Source organism: Pseudomonas sp. GW821-FHT04C07 (assembly GCF_059420325.1).
This window is the reverse complement of the sequence record NZ_JBWKTM010000005.1, coordinates 46,199-67,789: the sequence shown is the minus strand read 5'-3', so window position 1 is coordinate 67,789 and position 21,591 is coordinate 46,199. Positions and strand designations below refer to the sequence as shown.

Sequence of the window (21,591 nt, the reverse complement as noted above, 5' to 3'; positions counted from 1 at the left end):
CACCGCGGTCGTCACACGGAGGCCAGCACCAAATGCATGTAACGCGTAAGGATACCGAGCATTTCTTCCTCGGCCGCTGGTTCCGCGTCATTGAGCAGGCCCTGATATTCCATCCGTCCGATTATAGCCGTCAACACTTTGGCATCTTGTTGTGGCTCACGGGAACCCAATACCTGGAAAAAATGGCAAGTGCCCTGTAGGAGGATTTGCTGATGCGAACGCACCAACAGCGCCAGACGCGGGTTGAGTAGCGCCTCCTGGCGAAATGCCTGCTCGGCCATCAAGTGTTCACGGCGGTTGTGCAATTGGCGCTGCACATAGTCGGCGGTCAACCGGGCAATGTCGTCAGCCAGTTGTGAACGAGACTCCCGGCTGCCGTCACCGAAAGCGACCATCTCGCGCAGCAAGCCCTCGCTATTGGCCCAGAATTTGGCCATGTAGGCTGCACTGCGCTCCACATATTGAGCGAAGGTATCGGTGAGCAGGTCATCGATATCCTTGAAATAGTAAGTAGTCGCCGACAACGGCACATCGGCCTCGGCAGCCACTGCGCGGTGACGCACCGCACGCACGCCGTCACGCACGACGATACGCATCGCGGCATCGAGAATAACCTGTCGGCGCTGCTCGCTTCCCTGTCGGCTGGCCTTGCGGCCCTGGTACTGAACACTTTCAGCGACCGCAGTGGCGATTCCAGCTGCACCTTCTAGAGCAATTGCACCATTCACGACAGATATTCCTCTCACATCACTATGAATTAGAAGTACGTCAGTTCCACACAGACAATAAAAAGCCGCCTGATGTAGGCGGCTTCTTATTCATAACACTTATGCTTGCGGCCGCATATGCGGGAACAGGATCACGTCACGGATCGACGGAGCGTCGGTGAGCAACATCACCAGACGGTCGATACCGATACCTTCACCGGCAGTTGGTGGCATGCCGTATTCCAGCGCACGAACGAAGTCGGCATCGTAGTGCATGGCTTCGTCGTCACCGGCGTCCTTGTCGGCCACCTGGGCCTGGAATCGCTCCGCCTGGTCTTCCGCGTCGTTCAACTCGGAGTAGGCGTTGGCGATTTCGCGGCCTCCGATGAACAGCTCGAAACGGTCGGTGACGTTCGGGTTGGTGTTGTTGCGACGTGCCAGCGGCGACACTTCGAACGGGTATTCGGTGATGAAGGTCGGCTGTTCCAGCTTGTGCTCCACCAGCTCTTCGAAAATCATGGTTTGCAGCTTGCCCAGGCCTTCGAAGCCTTTGACGTCGGCGCCGGCCTTCTTGGCGATGGCACGGGCCGTGTCGATGCTTTCCAGGTCCGCGGCGGTGATTTCCGGGTTGTACTTGAGGATCGAAGCAAACACCGAGATGCGCTGGAACGGCTGGCCGAAGTGGAACACCTTGCCCTGATAAGGCACGTCGGTGCTGCCCAGAACCAGCTGCGCCAGTTCACGGAACAGTTCTTCGGTCAGGTCCATGTTGTCTTCGTAGTCAGCGTAGGCCTGGTAGAACTCGAGCATGGTGAACTCGGGGTTGTGCCGGGTCGAAACGCCTTCGTTACGGAAGTTGCGGTTGATCTCGAACACACGCTCGAAACCGCCGACCACCAGACGCTTGAGGTACAGCTCCGGCGCGATGCGCAGGTACATGTCCAGGTCCAGGGCGTTGTGGTGGGTTTCGAACGGTTTGGCCGCAGCGCCGCCCGGAATGGTCTGCAGCATCGGCGTTTCGACTTCGAGGAAGTCGCGCTTCATCAGGAAGCTGCGGATGTGCGCGATCACTTGCGAACGCACGCGGAAGGTCTGACGCACGTCTTCGTTGACGATAAGGTCGACGTAGCGCTGGCGATAACGGGTTTCGGTATCGGTCAGGCCGTGGTGCTTGTCCGGCAGCGGGCGCAGGGACTTGGTCAGCAGGCGCACGTTGGTCATTTCAACGTACAGGTCGCCTTTGCCGGAACGGGCCAGGGTGCCTTCGGCGGCAATGATGTCGCCCAGGTCCCAGGTCTTGACCGCTGCCAGGGTTTCTTCCGACAGGGTTTTACGGTTGACGTAGACCTGGATGCGCCCGGACATGTCCTGGATCACCATGAAGGAACCACGGTTGAGCATGAGACGACCGGCCACCTTGACCGGGATCGCTGCCTCTGCCAGATCTTCCTTGGTCTTGTCCGCGTACTTCTTCTGCAAGTCTTCGCAGTAGGCGTCGCGGCGGAAGTCGTTGGGGAAGGCCTGGCCCTTGGCGCGCTCGGCAGCAAGCTTTTCCTTGCGCAGGGCGATCAGGGAGTTTTCTTCCTGTTGCAGGGCTTGCGGGTCGAGTTGTAGGTCGCTCATGTCTTTAAATTTTCCATCACAGGTTCGTTGCCCCTGCCTTGCGGCAGGGTTCGCGGGCAAGGACTAGGCGTCCCCCCATGCTCCTACATGATCACCGCAGCTGCACAGTGATCATGTATGGCTGCTTTACAGCCCTTGCTTGAGGCTTGCCACCAGGTATTCGTCGATATCACCGTCAAGCACCTTGTCGCAATCGCTGCGTTCGACGCTAGTACGAAGATCCTTGATCCGCGACTGGTCGAGCACGTACGAGCGAATCTGGTGACCCCAGCCGATGTCCGACTTGGTGTCTTCCAGGGCTTGCGAGGCGGCGTTGCGTTTCTGCACTTCCTGCTCGTACAAGCGCGCCCGCAACATTTTCATCGCGGTGTCTTTGTTGGCGTGCTGGGAACGTTCGTTCTGGCAACTGACCACGGTGTTGGTCGGTACGTGGGTAATACGTACAGCCGAGTCGGTGGTGTTTACGTGCTGACCACCGGCACCGGAGGAGCGATAGGTATCGATCCGCAAATCCGACGGGTTGATGTCGATTTCGATGTTGTCATCAATTTCCGGCGAGACGAAAACTGCCGAGAACGAGGTGTGACGACGGTTGCCGGAGTCGTATGGGCTCTTGCGCACCAGACGGTGCACGCCGATTTCGGTACGCAGCCAGCCAAAGGCGTATTCACCCTTGATGTGCACGGTCGCGCCTTTGATCCCGGCAACTTCACCGGCGGACAGTTCCATGATGGTCGCCTCGAAACCGCGTTTATCCGCCCAGCGCAGGTACATGCGCAGCAGGATATTGGCCCAGTCCTGGGCTTCGGTGCCGCCGGAACCGGATTGAATGTCCAGGTACGCGTTATTGGCGTCCATCTCGCCACTGAACATCCGGCGGAATTCGAGCTTCTCGAGGGATTCGCGCAGACGCTCCACTTCAGCGGCAACGTCGTCTACAGCCGCCTGGTCTTCTTCCTCGGCAGACATCAGCAACAGGTCTTTGGCATCGGCCAGACCGCTGTGCATTTCATCGAGGGTATCGACGATCTGGGCCAGCAAGGAACGCTCGCGGCCTAGATTCTGGGCGTATTCAGGGTTGTTCCAGACACTCGGATCTTCAAGCTCGCGATTGACTTCGGTCAGACGCTCATGCTTTTGATCGTAGTCAAAGATACCCCCGAATAGTTTCGGAGCGCTCGGACAGGTCCTTGATACTGTTAAGGATCGGGTTGATTTCCATGGCGGGCAGCACTCGTTGGCGAACTTTTGAAAGCCGACGAGTATAACGCAATCAGGCTGTCAAGGCAGCCCGCTTGGCCGATGGGGCCCTACTTCATTCAATCCCCACCTGATTGCGACCATTGTTTTTCGCCAGGTACAAACCTTTGTCGGCTGCCGAGATCAATTGCCGGCAATCAGTGCCCTGCTGCGGCGTCATGGTCGACAGGCCGATGCTGATGGTCAGGCTCGAGCCTTCGGTCGGGGAGATATGCACAATTCCCAGCGCAGCCACAGTCTGACGCAGTTTCTCGGCCACCAGCCGCGCGCCACCCGGCGAGGTATTGGGCAGCACCAGGACGAATTCTTCGCCGCCATAACGGGCTGGCAGGTCGGACGGTCGACTGCTGGCGTCGCGAATGGTCGTGGCGACTTTGCGCAGGGCTTCATCGCCCTCCAGATGGCCGAAGTTATCGTTGTAGGACTTGAAGTAATCGACATCGATCATCAACAGTGAAAGTTGCGTCTGATCGCGCAGGGCTCGCCGCCATTCCAGCTCGAGGTATTCATCGAAATGCCGGCGATTGGACAGCCCGGTCAGGCCGTCGGAGTTCATTAACCGCTGCAGCACCAGATTGGTGTCGAGCAACTGCTGCTGGCTGACCCGCAACGCGCGATACGCCGCATCACGTTGCAGCAGGGTCATGTAAGAGCGCGAGTGATAGCGGATACGCGCGACCAGTTCGATATTGTCCGGCAGCTTGACCAGGTAATCGTTAGCGCCTGCGGCAAACGCCGCGCTCTTGATCAAGGGATCCTCCTTGGTCGACAGCACGATGATCGGAATATCCTTGGTCGCCGGATGGTTGCGGTATTCACGTACCAGACTCAGGCCGTCCAGACCGGGCATGACCAGATCCTGAAGGATCACCGTCGGTTTGATGCGGATCGCCTGAGCGATGGCCTGATGCGGGTCGGCGCAGAAGTGGAAATCGATATTCTCTTCATGGGCCAGCCCGCGCCGCACAGCCTCACCGATCATTGCCTGATCATCGACCAACAACACCATCGCGGCATTTTCATCGGTTTTGAAATCGTCGAGCTGCAAGTCATGCATGTGCGGTCACCTGAATTACTACCTGGTCAGGAAAGCTGTTTTTGTCAGTCATTTGGCAAATATCTCCAGCAATCGTGGCGCAATCTTGTTCAGTGGGCGGATTTCGACGGCTGCGTCGATGGCAGCTGCTGCCTTGGGCATCCCATATACCGCACTGCTGTTTTGGTCCTGAGCGATGGTCAGGAAGCCTTGCTGGCGCATCAATTTGAGCCCCTGAGCGCCATCACGGCCCATGCCGGTCAGCAATACGCCGACGGCATCGCCATCCCAGTAGCTGGCCACGCTCTCAAAAAAAACGTCGATCGACGGCCGGTAGATCTCGTTGACCGGCTCGGCGGTGTAGGCCAGTGTGCCGTCCTTCAAGAGTCGGATATGGTGGTTGGTGCCGGCTAACAGCACCGTACCGCTTTGCGGCGGCTCACCCTCTTGCGCCAGGCGCACCTTCAATCCGGACGCACTGCTCAGCCATTCGGCCATACCGGCAGCGAACACCTGGTCAACGTGCTGAACCAGCACGATGGCCGCGGAAAAATCAGTGGGCAGACCCTTGAGCAAGACTTCCAGCGCCGCCGGGCCACCAGCGGAAGAGCCGATGGCCACCAGGCTTTGGCGCTGCACCATGGTGCGCAGCGACGTCGGGGCCGAGCGCGTCCGGCTGCCGCCGCTCTGGCCGATCAGCCAGCCGATATTGAGGATCTTGCGCAGCAATGGCGCCGCGGCTTCTTTGGCATTACCCGCACCGACAGCCGGAGTGTCGACCACATCCAGTGCGCCATGGCCCATGGCCTCGAACACTCGATGGACGTTCTGCTGGCGGTCGCCGGTAACAATCACGATGGCGCACGGGCTCTCGGCCATGATCCGTCGGGTTGCTTCCACGCCATCCATCACCGGCATGATCAAGTCCATCAGGATCAGGTCCGGCGTCAGCCCGGCGCAGAGTTTTACCGCCTCGGCACCATTGCTCGCGACCCAGACCACTTCGTGCTCAGGTTCGAACGCCAGCGCGCGACGCAAAGCCTCTACCGCCAGTGGCATGTCATTGACGATAGCGATCTTCATGCCGGGGCTCCTCCAATGAGTTCCTCTACCGCATCGAGCAAAGCGTCGTCATGGAAACTGGCTTTGGCTAGATAATAGTCGGCTCCGGCGTCTAGTCCACGACGCCGGTCTTCTTCGCGATCCTTGTAGGAAACCACCATGACCGGCAGCGACTGCAAACGATTGTCGCGACGCAACAGGGTGACCAATTCAATGCCGTCCATTCGGGGCATATCGATGTCGGTGATCAGCAAATCGAAGTCTTCGGCACGCAAAGCGTTCCAACCGTCCATTCCGTCTACCGCGACGGCGACGTCGTAACCGCGATTGAGCAACAGTTTGCGCTGTAACTCGCGGACCGTCAGCGAATCGTCGACCACCAGAATGCGTTTGCGCGCGACTTCCACAGCCTGGTGGTTGTGCCGGGCGATGCGCTCCAGACGGCCAGTATTGAGCAGTTTGTCCACCGAACGCAGCATGTCTTCGACGTCGACGATCAGCACCACGGAGCCGTCGTCCAGCAGCGCTCCGGCGGAAATGTCCTGAACCTTGCCCAACCGATCATCCAGCGGCAGCACCACCAACGTGCGCTCGCCAATAAAGCGCTCGACGGCCACTGCGTACACCGCATCGCGCTCGCGGATCACCACCACTTTGAGGGTTTGATCGTTACTCTGAGCCGCCGGACGCTGCAACAGCTGGCTAGCCGCGACCAGACCGACATGCCGGCCTTCGTGCCAGAAATGCTGACGCCCTTCGACTTGTACGATCTCGTCCGGCTCCAGGTCGCACATGCGTTCGATGTGCGCCAGCGGGAAGGCATAAGCCTCTTCACCCACCTCGACTACCAGACTGCGCACCACCGACAGGGTCAACGGCACTTCAAGATGAAAGCGGCTGCCCTCGCCCGCTGTCTGCTCCAGTATCACGGCGCCACGAAGCTGTCGGACCATATGCTGAACCGCGTCCAGTCCAACTCCGCGCCCGGACACTTCAGTGACCTTGTCCCGCAGGCTGAAACCCGGCAAAAACAGGAATGTCAGCAGTTCTTCTTCGCTCAACCGGGCAGCGGTTTCGGCCGGAGACAATTGGCGCTCGACGATGCTGCGACGCAGGTGTTCGAGGTCTACTCCATTACCGTCATCGCTCAGCTCCAGTACCAATAGCCCAGCCTGGTGGGAGGCGCGCAGCCGGATCAAGCCTTCGGTGGGCTTACCCGCCAACAACCGTTGCTCCGGCATTTCGATGCCATGATCCACCGCATTGCGCAGCAAATGGGTCAGCGGCGCTTCGAGCTTTTCAAGCACATCACGGTCGACCTGGGTCTTGTCGCCTTCGATCTCCAACCGCACTTGCTTACCCAGACTACGACCCAGATCACGAACCATCCGCACCTGCCCGGCCAACACATCGGCGAACGGCCGCATGCGACAGGCCAGCGCCGTGTCATACAGCACCTGAGCGCGTTGACTGGCCTGCCAGCCGAACTCATCCAGCTCGGCGGTTTTCTCGGCCAACAGTTGCCGGGATTCGGCGAGCATGCGCCGGGCATCGCCCAGCGCTTCCTGGGCTTGCAGGCTCAACTCGCTCTCTTTGAGATGAACATTGAGATTTTCCAGGGCTCGCAAACTGTTGCTTTGCATGCGTTTGAGACGTTGCATGGTCGCCAGCCAAGGCTTGAGTCTCTGGGTTTCCACCAAGGATTTGCTCGACAGATCGAGCAAGCTGTTCAGCCGCTCAGCGGTAACCCGCAGCACCCGTTCGCCGCCTTCGGTAACGCGCGTGGCTTTAGGCGACATTTCGATGGGCGCGGCAAGCAACGGTTCCGGCTCCAGCAACGGCGCTTCGGACTCAAGCCCGGCACGGGGCAAATCGACTTGCAGCTCAGCCATCAGCAGCATGACCGAATCAAGGATTGGCGCGGCAGGCGGTGCCACGTTGACGGTCAATGCCGCGGGATCGAGCAACTGGCCCATCAAGGCGACGTAGGCCTCGATATCGCTCGGCCCCACATTGTCGCTACCCGGTGTAGCGATGCGCATCAGAACGTCTGTGCCTTGCAGCAAGGCGTCGATGTGTTCGGGTTGCAGGTGCAGGCGCCCCTCCTGGGCGCTGACCAGACAATCCTCCATCACATGCGCCACGCTGACTCCGGCATCCACACCGACAATCCGCGCGGCGCCCTTGAGCGAGTGCGCTGCACGCATGCAGGCTTCCAGTTGATCGGCCTGAGTCGGGTTGCGCTCGAGTGCCAGCAAGCCGGCGCTGAGCACTTGAGTCTGCGCTTCGGCCTCCAGACTGAAGAGTTCGAGCAGCGATGAGTCACGCATTTGATCGGGGGTCATGTGAGGCTCCGGGTCACGGCTGACAGCAACTGTTCTTCATCCAGCCAGCGCAAGCTGCGACCTCTGAACTGCAATACGCCACGGGTGTACCTGCCAGCGGTTTGTGAGCCGGAACTGGAGGCGGCGCTCAAGGTGCGTTCATCGATGGCATGAATCCCGTCCACCTCATCCACCGGCACCACCACCGGGCCGCCGTGGGCAGCAATGATCAACATGCGCGGCATGACCCGCGCCCCGGAGACAACGCCAGTGGTGGCGTCCAGCCCCAGCAGTTCCACCAGTGACAGGCAGGCGACCAGGGCGCCGCGCACATTCGCCACGCCCAGCAACGCTCGCGAACGCTGGTGCGGCAAAGAATGGATCGGCTGCAACGGCGCAACCTCCGCCAGGCAGCGGGTGACCAGCCCCAACCACTCTTCGCCCAGGCGAAACATCAACAGTGAACGGGTGACGACATCATTCTCGACTGCAATCGACTGTCGATGATCCTCTTGTTGCAACGCATAACGATCGAGCAGGCGGGTCGCGGCAGCGGAATACACCGCGCAGTTGCGACAATGAATATGTTCGGGCAGCAGCGGGCAGGACTTGTCACCGTGGATACCGATCCGGTTCCAGCAGTCATCGATGGCCTGCGCATCCTCATGGGTCACGTTCAACGAAACAGATCCGGTCATCGTTTACGCTCACTGTCAGCGGTGCGCTCGCTACGGGCGGCGCGTTCCTGCAATCGGCGGGCACCCGTGGCGTCGCCTTGGGAAGCCAGCAAGGCCGCCAGGTGCATCAGGGTTTCAGGGTGTTGCGGCTGCAAATACAGCGCCTTGCGATAGAAGCCCTGAGCCTCCAATACGCTGCCGGCGACATCGCAGAGCAAACCCAACCAATAAAACACTTGAGCTACCGGCTCATGGTTATGCAGGTAATGCTCACAGGCCGCTCGCGCCTCAGTGCTTTTGCCTTCATTGGCCAACGCCTCGATATTGGCGAGCAAGGCCGCTGCATCATTCACCGCAGCACAAGATTTGCCAGGGCTGATCACTGGTGCAACGCTGGTAAAGGGTCGGCTGCGAAGCGGCGGCTGCGCCACATTGCGTATTGGCTGACACACCGGCGACGGTGTCGGGTTAAAGACAGGCAACGGCTCGGGGTCAGACTCGCGGTGATGCCTGAAAGCAAAGGACTGTGCAATGGCGATCGAATGCATGCCCAATCTCCCCAGCAGGCCGCCTTCGGCCGGGCCGATAAACAGCACGCCGTCGACATGGGTCAGGCGCTTGATGACGTCAAGCACCTGCCGCTGAGTCGGCGGGTCGAAGTAAATCAGCAGATTGCGGCAGAACACAAAGTCATAGGGCGATTCATTGGCCAGCAATGCAGGATCAAGCAGGTTGCCCACCTGCAAGCGCACCTGCTCACGCACCCGTTCACTGAGAACGTAGCCCTCCTCCTGCGCGCTGAAGTGGTGCTCGCGAAAGTCGGTCTGTTGCCCACGAAAGGAGTTCTTGCCATACACCGCACGCTTGGCGCGCTCGACCGACAAGGCGCTGACATCCAGCCCTTCGACCTTGAACTGATGGGGCGCAAACCCGGCATCGAGCAAGGCCATGGCAATCGAATACGGTTCTTCGCCGGTAGAGCACGGCAAGCTGAGAATCCGTAAGGCACGCATGCCCTTGATCTCGGCCAGACGGCCCTTTGCCAACTTGGCCAGGGCGACGAAGGATTCCGGATAACGAAAAAACCAGGTTTCCGGCACGATCACGGCTTCGATCAGCGCCTGCTGCTCATCCTGCGATTGCTGCAGTGTGAGCCAGTACTCATTCACGGTCTGCGCTTGCTGCGCGATGCTACGCTGGCGGACGGCTCGCTCAATGAGCGCCGCCCCTACGGACGCCACGTCCAGGCCAATGCGTTCTTTGAGGAAGTCGAAAAAGCGCTGGTCGTTGCTCACGGGCGCTCCTCAAACAGGGCGAGATCCAGCGGCGGCGACGGAAACAGCAGTGCGCGGACCTGGGCATCGAGCAAATCATCGACCCGAATCCATTGCAGCAAGCCTTGCTGGTCTTCGCGCACCGGCCCCAGATAAGGCGCCTGGCGATTGTCCAGGCCGTACGGTTTAAAGTCCGCCGGATTGCAGCGCAGGGTATCGGTGGCCTGTTCAAGAATCAGCCCGAGCAATTGCCCGGGCCCAGACGCTTGCGCTCGATAGTGCACCAGCACCAGGCGAGTGCTGGTGCGCACTTGGGCCGGCTGGCCGAAGGTCAGCGCACTGAGGTCGATCACCGGCACCACCGCGCCACGGTAGGCAAACACCCCGGCGACCCAGGACGGCGCTTTCGCGATCGGCTTGAGTGGCAGGCGCGGCAGCACTTCGGCCACCTCGATGGCCTGCAGGGCATAGCGTTCGTTGCCGATACGGAACAGCAAAAACAACGAATGTTTCGGCGTCATTCCGGCGCCGCGTTTCGCCGCGAACTCGCTCATCAGACTTTGAAACGCGAGACGCCGCTACGCAGCCCCACCGCCACCTGGCTCAGCTCATCGATGGCGAAGCTGGCCTGACGCAGGGACTCTACCGTCTGGCTGCTGGCATCGCCCAGCTGCACCAACGCGTGGTTGATCTGCTCGGCACCGGTGGCCTGGGCCTGCATGCCTTCGTTGACCATCAACACCCGCGGCGCCAGCGCCTGAACCTGATGAATGATCTGCGACAGCTGCTCGCCTACCTGTTGAACTTCGGACATGCCACGGCGCACTTCTTCGGAGAACTTGTCCATGCCCATGACACCCGCCGACACCGCCGACTGGATCTCACGGACCATCTGCTCGATGTCATAGGTGGCCACGGCGGTCTGATCCGCCAGACGCCGTACTTCGGTAGCCACCACCGCGAAACCGCGGCCATATTCACCGGCCTTCTCGGCTTCGATCGCAGCGTTGAGGGACAGCAGGTTGGTCTGGTCGGCGACCTTGACGATGGTCACCACCACCTGATTGATGTTGCCGGCCTTCTCATTGAGGATCGCCAGTTTGGCGTTGACCAGATCGGCCGCCCCCATCACCGAGCGCATGGTGTCTTCCATGCGGGCCAGGCCTTGCTGACCAGAACCAGCCAGCACCGAAGCCTGGTCGGCGGCGGTAGAAACTTCGGTCATGGTGCGCACCAGATCGCGCGATGTCGCAGCGATTTCTCGCGAAGTGGCGCCGATTTCCGTGGTGGTGGCAGCGGTCTCTGTCGCAGTAGCCTGCTGCTGCTTGGAGGTGGCGGCAATTTCCGTAACCGAGGTAGTGACCTGCACCGAAGAGCGCTGGGCCTGGGAAACCAGAGAAGTAAGCTCGGTCATCATGTCGTTGAAGCCGGTTTCTACGGCACCGAATTCGTCCTTGCGCTCCAGATTCAAGCGCCTGCTCAAGTCCCCCGTACGCATGATGTCGAGGATCTGCACGATCCGGTTCATCGGCGCCATGATTGCGCGCATCAGCAGCAGACCGCACAGACCGGCAGCGATTACCGCGATCAGTAAAGAGACGCCCATACTGATTTTTGCTGCGGTTACCGCGGAACCGATAGCCCCGGTGGCATTACCCGCCTGATCACGATTGCGGTCAATCATGCCGTTCAAATGCTTGCGGCCAGCGATCCACGCAGGCGTCAGTTCATTCTCCAGCGCGAGGCGAGCCTGTTCGTATTCTTTGCGCTGATAGAGATCGATGACGTTCTTCAGTGTCTGATCGAACGCTTGATGACGCACTTCAAACTCGTCGAAAGAGGCACGATCGTCCGAGTCGAAGACGGTTCTGCGATAGTTATCCATCTCCGCCTTCAAGCGCTCTTCGAAGCTCTTGTACAACGCCTGGTCAGCAGCGCTGATGTCCCGATGTCCGGAGAGGCCAACGATCTGCTGGGTCAGGACGTAGCTGTCGACCCAGGCGCTGCGAATCATCGAACTGTAATACACCCCAGGAACAGCGTCCGTTCGGACCGTTTCCTCGCTGGTCTCGATCTTCAGCAGACTGGAGAACGAGACCATGACCATCAGCAACATGATGGCGATAATTACCGCAAAGCTCGCCAAAATGCGTTGGCGCAACGTCCAGTTCTTCACAGTCAATCCTCGGGGGGGCATTCAAATGGAGGGGAGTATAGCCGAGGGCGGCTCATCATTTAGCAGTGGGTTGCGCACCACGTCTCACCCAGGGTGAAGAAAGTCAGCATCTGCTCTGGATGGCTACTGTGGGGCAGAAAGTGACGATCCTTTCGATTCCCCCGCTTTCTCTGATCACAGCGAAACCTGGCGCACCTGTTTCTCCAGTTCGGCTTTCAAGCCTGGCTCAAGCTTGAGCTGGCGCGCCAGTTCATCCAGATAGGACTTCTCCATGAAGTTCTCTTCATCCACCAGCATCACGCTGGCGATGTACATCTCGGCGGCCATTTCCGGGGTGCTGGCGGCGCGGGCGACATCGGCCGGGTCCAGGGGTTTGTTGAGTTCGGCGTGCAGCCAGCGTTGCAGGTCCTGATCGTTGTCCAGCCTGGTGAATTCGCCCTCGATCAGCGCTCGCTCGCGTTCATCGACATGGCCGTCGGCCTTGGCGGCAGCGACCAGCGCCTTGAGGATCGCCTGGCTGTGCAATTCAACTTGCGCTGCCGGCAAGCGGTCGACGGTTTGCGGCTCAGCCTGTGGTGCGCCAGCCTGCTGTGCCTGCCAATTGCCGTATGCCTTGTAGGCCAAAACGCCCAACGCGGCGAGACCGCCGTAGGTCAGTGCCTTGCCGCCAAACTTGCGGGCTTTTTTGTTTCCCAGCAACAGCCCCATCGCGCCCGCCGCCAGCGCGCCGCCACCAACGCCTGAGAGCAAACTGCCAAGCCCGCCCGAACTGCCGCCGAGCAAGCTGCCCAGTGCGCCGTTATCCGATACCGATTTGTTCTGAGTGCCGCCGGCCTTGTTTTGCAATATGTCCTGACCGGACTTGAGCAACTGATCGAGCAATCTGCGTGTATTCATTTGCCACCTCCAAAACCGGGGGTTAACCAGATCATTGAGGCCCACAGCGTAGATCGAAGCGCCCTCCTCCACGTGGCGAGAATGCTTCCAGATGTTGCTTGGCCCTGACCGAAGCCCCGGTCCTGAACCAGACCATCGATTAAAAAGATATACACTCAAGCAAATCTATAAAACCGTCTAACCGGTAATTCCCCCATGATGACCTTGCGTCAAATCCGCCACTTCATCGCTGTGGCCGAAACCGGCTCGATCTCGGCCGCCGCCCAGGCGGTCTATATTTCCCAATCGACACTGACCCTGGCAATCCAGCAACTGGAACAGGAAATCGGCGTCAACCTGTTCAATCGACATGCCAAGGGCATGACCCTGACCCACCAGGGTCACCAGTTCCTGCGCCAGGCGCACTTGATCCTGGCCACGGTCGACAACGCCAAGCGTAGCTTGCAACAAAGCACCGACCAGGTGGCCGGGCAGTTGATTGTCGGCGTGACCAGCCTGGTGGCCGGTTACTACCTCGCCGATTTGCTCACCCGCTTCCAGCGTGCCTACCCGAACGTGGAAATCCGCGTGATGGAGGATGAGCGCCCGTATATCGAGCATTTGCTGGTCAGCGGTGAAATCGATGTCGGGGTGCTGATCCTCTCTAACCTGGAAGACCGCCACGCCCTGCAAACCGAGGTGCTCACCCACTCACCCCATCGCCTGTGGCTGCCGGCTCAGCACCCGTTGCTGGAGCACGACAGCATCAACCTCGCCGACGTCGCCCGCGAACCGCTGATACAGCTCAACGTCGATGAAATGGACCGCAACGCCCAGCGCATGTGGTCCAGCGCTGGGTTGCAGCCACGCATCACCTTGCGCACAGCCTCGACCGAAGCGGTGCGAAGCCTGGTGGCGGCCGGTCTTGGTGTGTCGATTCAGCCGGACATGACCTACCGCCCGTGGTCACTGGAGGGCGACATCATCGAGGCGCGGCCACTGGCGGACCTGAGCCAGACCCTGGACGTCGGCCTGGCCTGGCGTCGCGGCACCGCACGCCCCGCGTTGGTGGACCCATTCCTGACCGTGGCCCGCGAGCAACCCCACGCCGGGCGCAAGCCATCTATTTAATCGAACGTAGCCTTCAGTATTTAGTATTTGTCGACCGTAGCTCCGGCCACTAGTCTCTGTGCATCTATAAGAGAGGGCCGGGCTCCAGTCCCAGGGGAGCACCATGGCCACACAAGAAAAGAGAACCCGAAAAATGGCTGGCGTGCAGACCCCGTTGTTCACCGCTTTATTGATCGATGGTGAATTAGTCGCAGGCCAGGGTTTTGTCGAACCTATTCTCAACCCGACCACGGGTGAAGTGCTGACGCATATCGCCGAAGCCAGTACCGAACAAGTTGAAAGCGCCGTTCTGGCTGCCCATCGCGCCTTTGCCGGTTGGTCGCGAACCACCCCGCAGCAACGCTCGAACATTTTGTTGGCCATCGCCAACGCCGTTGAAAAACAGGCCGATCACCTCGCCCGCCTCGAATCGCTGAACTGCGGCAAGCCGCTGCACCTGGCGCGTCAGGACGACTTGAACGCCACGGTCGACGTGTTCCGTTTCTTCGCCGGCGCCGTGCGTTGTCAGACTGGCCAGCTCAGCGGTGAATACCTGCCGGGCTACACCAGCATGGTCCGTCGCGATCCGATTGGCGTGGTCGCCTCGATCGCCCCCTGGAACTACCCCATCATGATGGCCGCCTGGAAAATCGCTCCGGCCCTGGCGGCGGGCAACACCCTGGTGTTCAAGCCATCCGAACACACACCGCTATCGATTCTGGCCTTGGCCCCGGCGCTGGCCGAATTGCTGCCCCGCGGGGTGATCAACATCATTTGCGGCGGCGGTGAAGGCGTCGGCAGCCATTTGGTCAGCCACCCGAAAGTACGCATGGTTTCGCTGACCGGCGATATCGTCACCGGGCAGAAAATCCTCCAGGCCGCGGCGAAAACCCTCAAACGCACCCACCTCGAGCTCGGCGGTAAAGCGCCGGTGATCGTCTGCAATGACGCCGACATTCAAGCCGTGGTCGAAGGTGTGCGCAGCTACGGCTACTACAACGCGGGGCAGGACTGCACCGCGGCTTGCCGGATTTACGCCCAGGCCGGGATCCATGATCGCCTGGTCGCCGAGCTTGGCGCCGCCGTCAGCAGCCTGCGCTTTGCCGGCAAACGCGACACCGATAACGAGATCGGCCCGCTGATCAGCACCCGTCAGCGCGACCGCGTGGCCAGCTTCGTCGAACGCGCGCTTGGTCAGCCGCACATCGAGCGCGTCACCGGCGCCGCCGTGCATTCCGGCGCGGGTTTCTACTACCAGCCGACCCTGCTCGCCGGCTGCAAACAGAGTGATGAAATCGTCCAGCGTGAAGTGTTCGGCCCAGTCGTCACCGTGACCCGCTTCGAAGCACTGGAGCAAGCAGTGGACTGGGCCAACGACTCCGAGTACGGCTTGGCGTCGTCGGTCTGGACCCAGAATCTGGACAAGGCGATGCAGGTCGCGGCGCGTTTGCAGTATGGCTGCACCTGGATCAACAGCCATTTCATGCTGGTCAGCGAAATGCCCCACGGCGGCTTGAAACGCTCAGGCTATGGCAAGGATCTGTCCAGCGATTCGCTACAGGATTACAGCGTGGTGCGGCACATCATGGCGCGCCACGGCAATGACCTGAATTAACGCACTACTCCAATAAATAGCCTCAAAAGGCCTGGCTTCACCACGTTCACCAACTGCCCCGACCATAATTAAAGAAGAGGGAACCCCATGTTCGTGCACAAGACCGCACTGCTCAGTGCAATCACCACCGCACTGCTGGCCAGCGCCAGCATCCAGGCCGCCGAACCGCTGAAAGCCGTTGGCGCCGGCGAAGGACAACTGGATATCGTGGCCTGGCCGGGCTACATCGAACGTGGTGAGAGCGACAAAAACTACGACTGGGTGACCGGTTTCGAGAAAGAGACCGGCTGCAAGGTCAACGTCAAAACCGCCGGCACCTCCGATGAAATGGTCAGCCTGATGGCCAAGGGCGGTTACGACCTGGTCACCGCTTCCGGCGACGCCTCCTTGCGCTTGATCGCTGGCAAGCGTGTTCAGCCGATCAACACCGCGCTGATCCCGAACTGGAAGAACATCGATCCACGCCTCAAGGACGGGCCTTGGTACGTGGTCAACAAGCAGACCTACGGCGCGCCCTATCAGTGGGGCCCGAACGTGCTGATGTACAACACCACTGTGTTCAAGCAGGCGCCCACCAGTTGGGCCGTAGTGTTCGATGCGCAGAACCTGCCGGACGGCAAGTCCAACAAGGGTCGTGTGCAGGCCTATGACGGCCCGATCTACATCGCCGACGCGGCGCTGTACCTCAAGTCGAGCAAACCGGAACTGGGCATCAAGAACCCTTATGAACTGACTGAAACCCAGTACAAAGCCGTGCTTGATCTGTTGCGAGCCCAGCAACCGTTGATCCACCGCTACTGGCATGACACCACCGTGCAAATGAGTGACTTCAAAAACGAAGGCGTGGTGGCCTCCAGCGCCTGGCCGTATCAGGTCAACGGCCTGATGAACGAGAAACAGCCGATCGCTTCGACCATCCCTAAGGAAGGCGCAACTGGATGGGCCGACACCACCATGATGCACGCCGATGCCAAGCACACCAATTGCGCCTACAAGTGGTTGGACTGGTCCCTGCAACCCAAGGTCCAGGGTGACGTAGCCGCCTGGTTCGGCTCGCTGCCAGCGGTTCCGGCGGCCTGCAAAGAGAGCGAGTTGCTCGGTGCTGAAGGGTGCAAGACCAACGGTTTCGACCAGTTCGACAAGATCGCCTTCTGGAAAACCCCGCAGGCCGAGGGCGGCAAGTTCGTGCCATACAGCCGCTGGACCCAGGACTACATCGCGATCATGGGCGGTCGCTAAAAGTCATTCCGGTAGCTACTGACAACGCGTTCCCACGCTCTGCGTGGGAATGCAGCCAGTGACGCTCCGCGTTACATGCCGAAGCGATTGCTGCGCGTCCGGTGAGGCATTCCCACGCGGAGCGTGGGAACGATCGATCGATATTCAGATTTCTCAGAAGTCCAGGCAAGGGCCGCTGCGACGGCTTTCGCCTTTTTGGAGCACCGCACCATGACGCTTGCAGTCCAGTTTACCAACGTTTCCCGTCAGTTCGGCGAAGTGAAAGCCGTTGACCGGGTTTCCATCGACATCCAGGACGGCGAGTTCTTTTCCATGCTTGGCCCTTCCGGCTCGGGCAAAACCACGTGCCTGCGCCTGATTGCCGGTTTCGAACAACCAAGCGCCGGCTCGATCCGCATTCATGGCGAAGAAGCCGCCGGGCTGCCGCCGTATCAGCGTGACGTGAATACCGTGTTCCAGGATTACGCCCTGTTCCCGCACATGAACGTACGGGACAACGTGGCCTATGGCTTGAAGGTCAAGGGCGTCGGCAAGACCGAACGCCTGATGCGCGCCGAAGAAGCCCTCGACATGGTCGCCCTCGGCGGTTACGGCGAACGCAAGCCGGTGCAACTGTCCGGTGGTCAGCGCCAGCGAGTCGCCCTGGCCCGCGCACTGGTCAATCGTCCTCGGGTGCTGCTGCTGGACGAACCCCTGGGCGCCCTCGACCTGAAGTTGCGCGAACAAATGCAGGGGGAGTTGAAGAAGCTGCAACGCCAGCTCGGCATCACCTTTATTTTCGTCACCCACGATCAGACTGAAGCACTGTCAATGTCCGACCGTGTGGCGGTATTCAACAAGGGCCGCATCGAGCAAGTCGACACCCCGCGCAACCTCTACATGAAACCGGCCACCACATTTGTCGCCGAGTTCGTCGGCACCTCTAACGTTATCCGTGGCGAGCTGGCCCAACAGTTGAGCGGCAGTACCAAGCCCTTCTCGATTCGCCCGGAACATGTGCGTTTCGCTGACGGTCCTGCGGCCAGCCACGAAATCGAAGTCAGCGGCCTGCTTCACGACATCCAGTACCAGGGCAGCGCCACCCGTTACGAACTCAAACTGGAAAACGGCCAGACCCTGAACATCAGCCAGGCCAACAATCAATGGCTGGACAGCTGCGCCCAGCACCAGACCGGGCAACGGATCACCGCACGCTGGGCGCGCGAAGCCATGACCAACCTGACCGACACCGTTGCGAGCGAGGTGTGACATGAGCCCGGCCATGACCTCCTCCCCCGCCAGCGGTTCACCCTTGCGCAGGTTTTCCGACCTGCTGTATCGCCGACCCAATCTGTACCTGGCGATGTTATTGGTGCCGCCGCTGATCTGGTTCGGCGCGATCTATCTTGGTTCATTACTGACCTTGCTCTGGCAGGGTTTCTACACCTTCGATGACTTCACCATGGCGGTCACTCCCGACCTGACCCTGGCGAACTTCACGGCGCTGTTCCAGCCGTCGAACTTCGACATCATCGCCCGCACCCTGAGCATGGCCGTCGTCGTATCGATCGCCAGCGCCTTCGTCGCGTTCCCCATTGCTTACTACATGGCGCGCTACACCACGGGCAAGACCAAGGCGTTTTTCTACATCGCGGTGATGATGCCGATGTGGGCCAGCTACATCGTCAAGGCCTACGCCTGGACCCTGCTGCTGGCCAAGGGCGGCGTCGCGCAGTGGTTCGTTCAACACTTTGGGCTGGAGCCGGTGTTGCAGTTCGTGCTCGGCATTCCCGGCGTCGGCGGCAGCACCTTGTCCACCTCGCATCTGGGACGCTTCATGGTGTTCGTCTACATCTGGCTGCCGTTCATGATCCTGCCGATCCAGGCCTCGCTGGAACGTCTACCGCCATCGCTGCTGCAAGCCTCCGCCGACCTCGGGGCCAGACCACGACAGACCTTCATGCAAGTGACCCTGCCGCTGTCGATCCCGGGCATTGCGGCCGGGTCGATCTTCACCTTCTCGCTGACCCTGGGTGACTTCATCGTGCCGCAACTGGTCGGCCCGCCGGGCTACTTCGTCGGCAGCATGGTGTACGCCCAGCAGGGTGCAATCGGCAACATGCCGATGGCCGCCGCCTTCACCCTGGTGCCAATCGTGCTGATCGCCATTTACCTGTCCATCGTCAAACGTCTGGGGGCCTTCGATGCGCTCTGATTCAGAAAAGCATGGGGAAAAGGCCTCCCTGGGCCTGCGACTGGCCGCCTGGGGCGGGTTGGTGTTCCTGCACTTCCCGATCCTGATCATCTTCATATACGCCTTCAACACTGAAGACGCAGCCTTCAGCTTTCCACCCCAGGGCTTCACCCTGAAGTGGTTCAGCGTGGCCTTTTTGCGACCGGACGTGCTGGACGCGATCAAGCTGTCACTGCAGATCGCCGCTATTGCCACGCTGATCGCCATGGTCCTCGGCACCCTCGCTTCGGCCGCTTTGTACCGGCGTGACTTCTTCGGCAAACAAGGCATTTCGCTGATGCTGATCCTGCCAATCGCCTTACCGGGGATCATCACCGGCATCGCCCTGCTTGCGACCTTCAAGACCCTGGGCATCGAGCCGGGCATGTTCACCATCATCGTCGGCCACGCGACCTTCTGTGTGGTGATCGTCTACAACAACGTCATCGCCCGTTTGCGCCGCACCTCTTACAGCTTGATCGAAGCCTCGATGGATCTGGGCGCCGACGGCTGGCAGACCTTTCGCTACATCGTCCTGCCGAACCTCGGCTCGGCGTTGCTGGCCGGCGGCATGCTGGCGTTCGCCCTGTCGTTCGACGAAATCATCGTCACCACTTTTACCGCCGGCCACGAGCGCACCCTGCCGCTGTGGCTGCTCAACCAACTCAGCCGCCCACGCGATGTGCCGGTGACCAACGTGGTGGCGATGCTGGTGATGCTCGTGACCATGTTCCCGATCCTTGGCGCCTACTACCTGACCCGTGGCGGTGAAAGCGTGGCCGGGAGCGGCGGCAAATGATCGGTCTTACAAATCCAACAATGAATTCGCTGCAAGAGAGGACATAGCCATGCAAACCAAACTGCTGATCAACGGCCAACTGGTCGAAGGTGAAGGCGCCAGCCAACCCGTGTTCAACCCGGCGTTGGGCCGTGTGCTGGTGGAAATCAACGAAGCCAGCGAAGCCCAGGTCGACGCCGCCGTGTGTGCCGCCGATGCGGCGTTCGAAGGTTGGTCACAGACCCCGCCCAAAGAGCGTTCGCTGCTGTTGCTCAAACTCGCCGATGCCATCCAGGCCCACGGCGAAGAACTGGCCAAACTGGAATCGGACAATTGCGGCAAACCCTATAGCGCGGCGCTGCACGACGAAATCCCGGCGATTGCCGATGTGTTCCGCTTCTTCGCTGGCGCCAGCCGTTGCATGGGCGGTACGGCCGGTGGCGAATACCTGCCCGGCCACACCTCGATGATCCGCCGTGACCCGGTCGGCGTAATCGCCTCCATCGCGCCGTGGAACTACCCGCTGATGATGGTCGCCTGGAAAATCGCCCCGGCCCTGGCCGCCGGCAATACCGTAGTGCTCAAGCCCTCGGAACAAACGCCGCTGACCGCATTGCGTCTGGCGGAACTGGCCTCGGAGATTTTCCCGGCCGGTGTGCTCAACCTGGTCTTTGGCCGTGGCCCCAGTGTCGGCAGCCCGCTGGTGACTCACCCGAAAGTGCGCATGGTCTCCTTGACCGGCTCGATTGCCACCGGCGCGAACATCATTTCCAGCACCGCCGACAGCGTCAAACGCATGCACATGGAACTGGGTGGCAAAGCCCCGGTGATCATCTTCGACGACGCCGACATCGATGCCGCGGTGGAAGGCATTCGGACCTTCGGTTTCTACAACGCCGGGCAGGACTGCACCGCCGCCTGCCGCGTCTATGCCCAGGAAGGCATCTACGACAGGTTCGTCGAAAAGCTCGGCGCGGCCGTCAGCACCATCAAGTACGGCTTGCAGGATGACCCGCAAACCGAGCTGGGGCCGTTGATCACCGCTCAGCATCGCGACCGTGTGGCCGGGTTTGTCGAGCGTGCGCTGGCACAACCGCACATTCGCTTGATCACCGGCGGCAAGGCCGTGGAAGGCAACGGCTTCTTCTTCGAACCGACGGTGCTGGCCGACGCCCAACAGGACGACGAGATCGTCCGGCGCGAGGTGTTTGGGCCGGTGGTGTCAGTGACCCGATTCACAGACGAAGCGCAGGTGCTGGGCTGGGCCAACGCTTCGGACTACGGCCTGGCGTCTTCGGTCTGGACCGCCGACGTCGGCCGCGCCCACCGCCTCGCGGCGCGTTTGCAGTACGGCTGCACCTGGGTCAACACGCACTTCATGCTGGTCAGCGAAATGCCTCACGGTGGGCAGAAACTGTCCGGTTATGGCAAGGACATGTCCATGTACGGGCTGGAGGATTACACCACCGTGCGGCATGTGATGTTCAAGCACTAAAAGCATCGCGAGCAAGCTTCGCTCCTACAGGTCTGCGCAGCCCCGTAGGAGCGAGGCTTGCCCGCGATGGCGTCACCGCGAGTTCAAGGACGACTTCGCGATACGCACCACCAGGTTCCACACCAAC

At 60.5% G+C, this 21,591-nt stretch carries 18 protein-coding genes; 7 read left to right on the top strand and 11 right to left on the bottom strand.

The genetic code is table 11. The features are described 5' to 3' along the window. Window positions 1-11: 11 nt before the first annotated feature. The 11 genes from AC07UI_RS11045 to AC07UI_RS10995 form a co-directional block, all read right to left on the bottom strand. Window positions 12-716, bottom strand: coding sequence for a TetR/AcrR family transcriptional regulator (locus AC07UI_RS11045; RefSeq protein WP_494992767.1), 705 nt, complete (start codon window positions 714-716; stop codon window positions 12-14). Between the two features lie 111 nt (window positions 717-827). Beyond that, the gene (lysS, locus tag AC07UI_RS11040; protein WP_494992538.1) at window positions 828-2,330 is read right to left on the bottom strand and encodes a lysine--tRNA ligase; all 1,503 of its coding nucleotides are present in this window, start codon (window positions 2,328-2,330) and stop codon (window positions 828-830) included. A gap of 126 nt (window positions 2,331-2,456) precedes the next feature. Then, window positions 2,457-3,552 (bottom strand): peptide chain release factor 2 gene (gene prfB, locus AC07UI_RS11035; RefSeq protein WP_494992537.1). Its coding sequence is split into 2 segments (ribosomal slippage): window positions 2,457-3,479 and window positions 3,481-3,552, totalling 1,095 coding nucleotides; the frame shifts between segments, so codons are not numbered across the junction. Window positions 3,553-3,645: 93 nt separating this feature from the next. Continuing rightward, a complete protein-coding gene (locus AC07UI_RS11030; protein ID WP_494992536.1) occupies window positions 3,646-4,647 on the bottom strand; it encodes a diguanylate cyclase domain-containing protein in 1,002 nt (333 codons plus the stop codon). Between the two features lie 48 nt (window positions 4,648-4,695). Next, on the bottom strand, window positions 4,696-5,709 hold the full coding sequence (locus AC07UI_RS11025) for a chemotaxis response regulator protein-glutamate methylesterase (RefSeq protein ID WP_494992535.1): 1,014 nt from the start codon (window positions 5,707-5,709) through the stop codon (window positions 4,696-4,698). Further along, complete coding sequence (locus AC07UI_RS11020; protein ID WP_494992534.1) at window positions 5,706-8,033, bottom strand: hybrid sensor histidine kinase/response regulator; 2,328 nt, start codon at window positions 8,031-8,033, stop codon at window positions 5,706-5,708. Before AC07UI_RS11020 ends, AC07UI_RS11025 begins: the two co-directional genes overlap by 4 nt. Then, complete coding sequence (locus AC07UI_RS11015) at window positions 8,030-8,710, bottom strand: chemotaxis protein CheW (protein WP_494992533.1); 681 nt, start codon at window positions 8,708-8,710, stop codon at window positions 8,030-8,032. Before AC07UI_RS11015 ends, AC07UI_RS11020 begins: the two co-directional genes overlap by 4 nt. Continuing rightward, entirely contained in the window at window positions 8,707-9,984 is a 1,278-nt protein-coding gene (locus AC07UI_RS11010) for a CheR family methyltransferase (RefSeq protein WP_494992532.1), read from the bottom strand. Before AC07UI_RS11010 ends, AC07UI_RS11015 begins: the two co-directional genes overlap by 4 nt. After that, the gene (locus AC07UI_RS11005; RefSeq protein WP_494992531.1) at window positions 9,981-10,517 is read right to left on the bottom strand and encodes a chemotaxis protein CheW; all 537 of its coding nucleotides are present in this window, start codon (window positions 10,515-10,517) and stop codon (window positions 9,981-9,983) included. Before AC07UI_RS11005 ends, AC07UI_RS11010 begins: the two co-directional genes overlap by 4 nt. Beyond that, entirely contained in the window at window positions 10,517-12,139 is a 1,623-nt protein-coding gene (locus AC07UI_RS11000; RefSeq protein WP_494992530.1) for a methyl-accepting chemotaxis protein, read from the bottom strand. The genes AC07UI_RS11005 and AC07UI_RS11000 overlap by 1 nt, the downstream gene beginning before the upstream one ends. A 174-nt stretch (window positions 12,140-12,313) precedes the next feature. Further along, window positions 12,314-13,036, bottom strand: coding sequence for a tellurite resistance TerB family protein (locus AC07UI_RS10995; RefSeq protein WP_494992529.1), 723 nt, complete (start codon window positions 13,034-13,036; stop codon window positions 12,314-12,316). A gap of 195 nt (window positions 13,037-13,231) precedes the next feature. On the opposite strand from AC07UI_RS10995, the gene AC07UI_RS10990 reads away from it, so the two are divergent. The 7 genes from AC07UI_RS10990 to AC07UI_RS10960 all read left to right on the top strand — a co-directional run bounded on the left by AC07UI_RS10990 (window position 13,232) and on the right by AC07UI_RS10960 (window position 21,464). After that, window positions 13,232-14,146, top strand: coding sequence for a LysR family transcriptional regulator (locus tag AC07UI_RS10990; protein WP_494992528.1), 915 nt, complete (start codon window positions 13,232-13,234; stop codon window positions 14,144-14,146). A gap of 103 nt (window positions 14,147-14,249) precedes the next feature. Then, a complete protein-coding gene (locus tag AC07UI_RS10985; protein WP_494992527.1) occupies window positions 14,250-15,740 on the top strand; it encodes a gamma-aminobutyraldehyde dehydrogenase in 1,491 nt (496 codons plus the stop codon). A gap of 87 nt (window positions 15,741-15,827) precedes the next feature. Further along, on the top strand, window positions 15,828-16,979 hold the full coding sequence (ydcS, locus tag AC07UI_RS10980; protein WP_494992526.1) for a putative ABC transporter substrate-binding protein YdcS: 1,152 nt from the start codon (window positions 15,828-15,830) through the stop codon (window positions 16,977-16,979). 210 nt (window positions 16,980-17,189) lie between these two features. Continuing rightward, on the top strand, window positions 17,190-18,227 hold the full coding sequence (locus AC07UI_RS10975; protein ID WP_494992525.1) for an ABC transporter ATP-binding protein: 1,038 nt from the start codon (window positions 17,190-17,192) through the stop codon (window positions 18,225-18,227). 13 nt (window positions 18,228-18,240) lie between these two features. Continuing rightward, the gene (locus AC07UI_RS10970) at window positions 18,241-19,173 is read left to right on the top strand and encodes an ABC transporter permease (RefSeq protein WP_494992524.1); all 933 of its coding nucleotides are present in this window, start codon (window positions 18,241-18,243) and stop codon (window positions 19,171-19,173) included. Further along, window positions 19,163-19,990: an ABC transporter permease gene (locus AC07UI_RS10965; RefSeq protein WP_494992523.1), complete on the top strand. Its 828-nt coding sequence runs from the start codon at window positions 19,163-19,165 to the stop codon at window positions 19,988-19,990. The genes AC07UI_RS10970 and AC07UI_RS10965 overlap by 11 nt, the downstream gene beginning before the upstream one ends. A gap of 49 nt (window positions 19,991-20,039) precedes the next feature. After that, complete coding sequence (locus AC07UI_RS10960; protein WP_494992522.1) at window positions 20,040-21,464, top strand: gamma-aminobutyraldehyde dehydrogenase; 1,425 nt, start codon at window positions 20,040-20,042, stop codon at window positions 21,462-21,464. Window positions 21,465-21,591: the final 127 nt, after the last annotated feature.

What these genes read in the sequence shown, in the direction of transcription:
- lysS (WP_494992538.1), bottom strand. Translation starts at nt 2,330, where the DNA reads ATGAGCGACCTACAACTCGACCCGCAAGCCCTGCAACAGGAAGAAAAC.
- AC07UI_RS11030 (WP_494992536.1), bottom strand. Translation starts at nt 4,647, where the DNA reads ATGCATGACTTGCAGCTCGACGATTTCAAAACCGATGAAAATGCCGCG.
- AC07UI_RS11025 (WP_494992535.1), bottom strand. Translation starts at nt 5,709, where the DNA reads ATGAAGATCGCTATCGTCAATGACATGCCACTGGCGGTAGAGGCTTTG.
- AC07UI_RS11020 (WP_494992534.1), bottom strand. Translation starts at nt 8,033, where the DNA reads ATGACCCCCGATCAAATGCGTGACTCATCGCTGCTCGAACTCTTCAGT.
- AC07UI_RS11015 (WP_494992533.1), bottom strand. Translation starts at nt 8,710, where the DNA reads ATGACCGGATCTGTTTCGTTGAACGTGACCCATGAGGATGCGCAGGCC.
- AC07UI_RS11005 (WP_494992531.1), bottom strand. Translation starts at nt 10,517, where the DNA reads ATGAGCGAGTTCGCGGCGAAACGCGGCGCCGGAATGACGCCGAAACAT.
- AC07UI_RS10995 (WP_494992529.1), bottom strand. Translation starts at nt 13,036, where the DNA reads ATGAATACACGCAGATTGCTCGATCAGTTGCTCAAGTCCGGTCAGGAC.
- AC07UI_RS10990 (WP_494992528.1), top strand. Translation starts at nt 13,232, where the DNA reads ATGATGACCTTGCGTCAAATCCGCCACTTCATCGCTGTGGCCGAAACC.
- AC07UI_RS10985 (WP_494992527.1), top strand. Translation starts at nt 14,250, where the DNA reads ATGGCCACACAAGAAAAGAGAACCCGAAAAATGGCTGGCGTGCAGACC.
- ydcS (WP_494992526.1), top strand. Translation starts at nt 15,828, where the DNA reads ATGTTCGTGCACAAGACCGCACTGCTCAGTGCAATCACCACCGCACTG.
- AC07UI_RS10975 (WP_494992525.1), top strand. Translation starts at nt 17,190, where the DNA reads ATGACGCTTGCAGTCCAGTTTACCAACGTTTCCCGTCAGTTCGGCGAA.
- AC07UI_RS10970 (WP_494992524.1), top strand. Translation starts at nt 18,241, where the DNA reads ATGACCTCCTCCCCCGCCAGCGGTTCACCCTTGCGCAGGTTTTCCGAC.
- AC07UI_RS10965 (WP_494992523.1), top strand. Translation starts at nt 19,163, where the DNA reads ATGCGCTCTGATTCAGAAAAGCATGGGGAAAAGGCCTCCCTGGGCCTG.
- AC07UI_RS10960 (WP_494992522.1), top strand. Translation starts at nt 20,040, where the DNA reads ATGCAAACCAAACTGCTGATCAACGGCCAACTGGTCGAAGGTGAAGGC.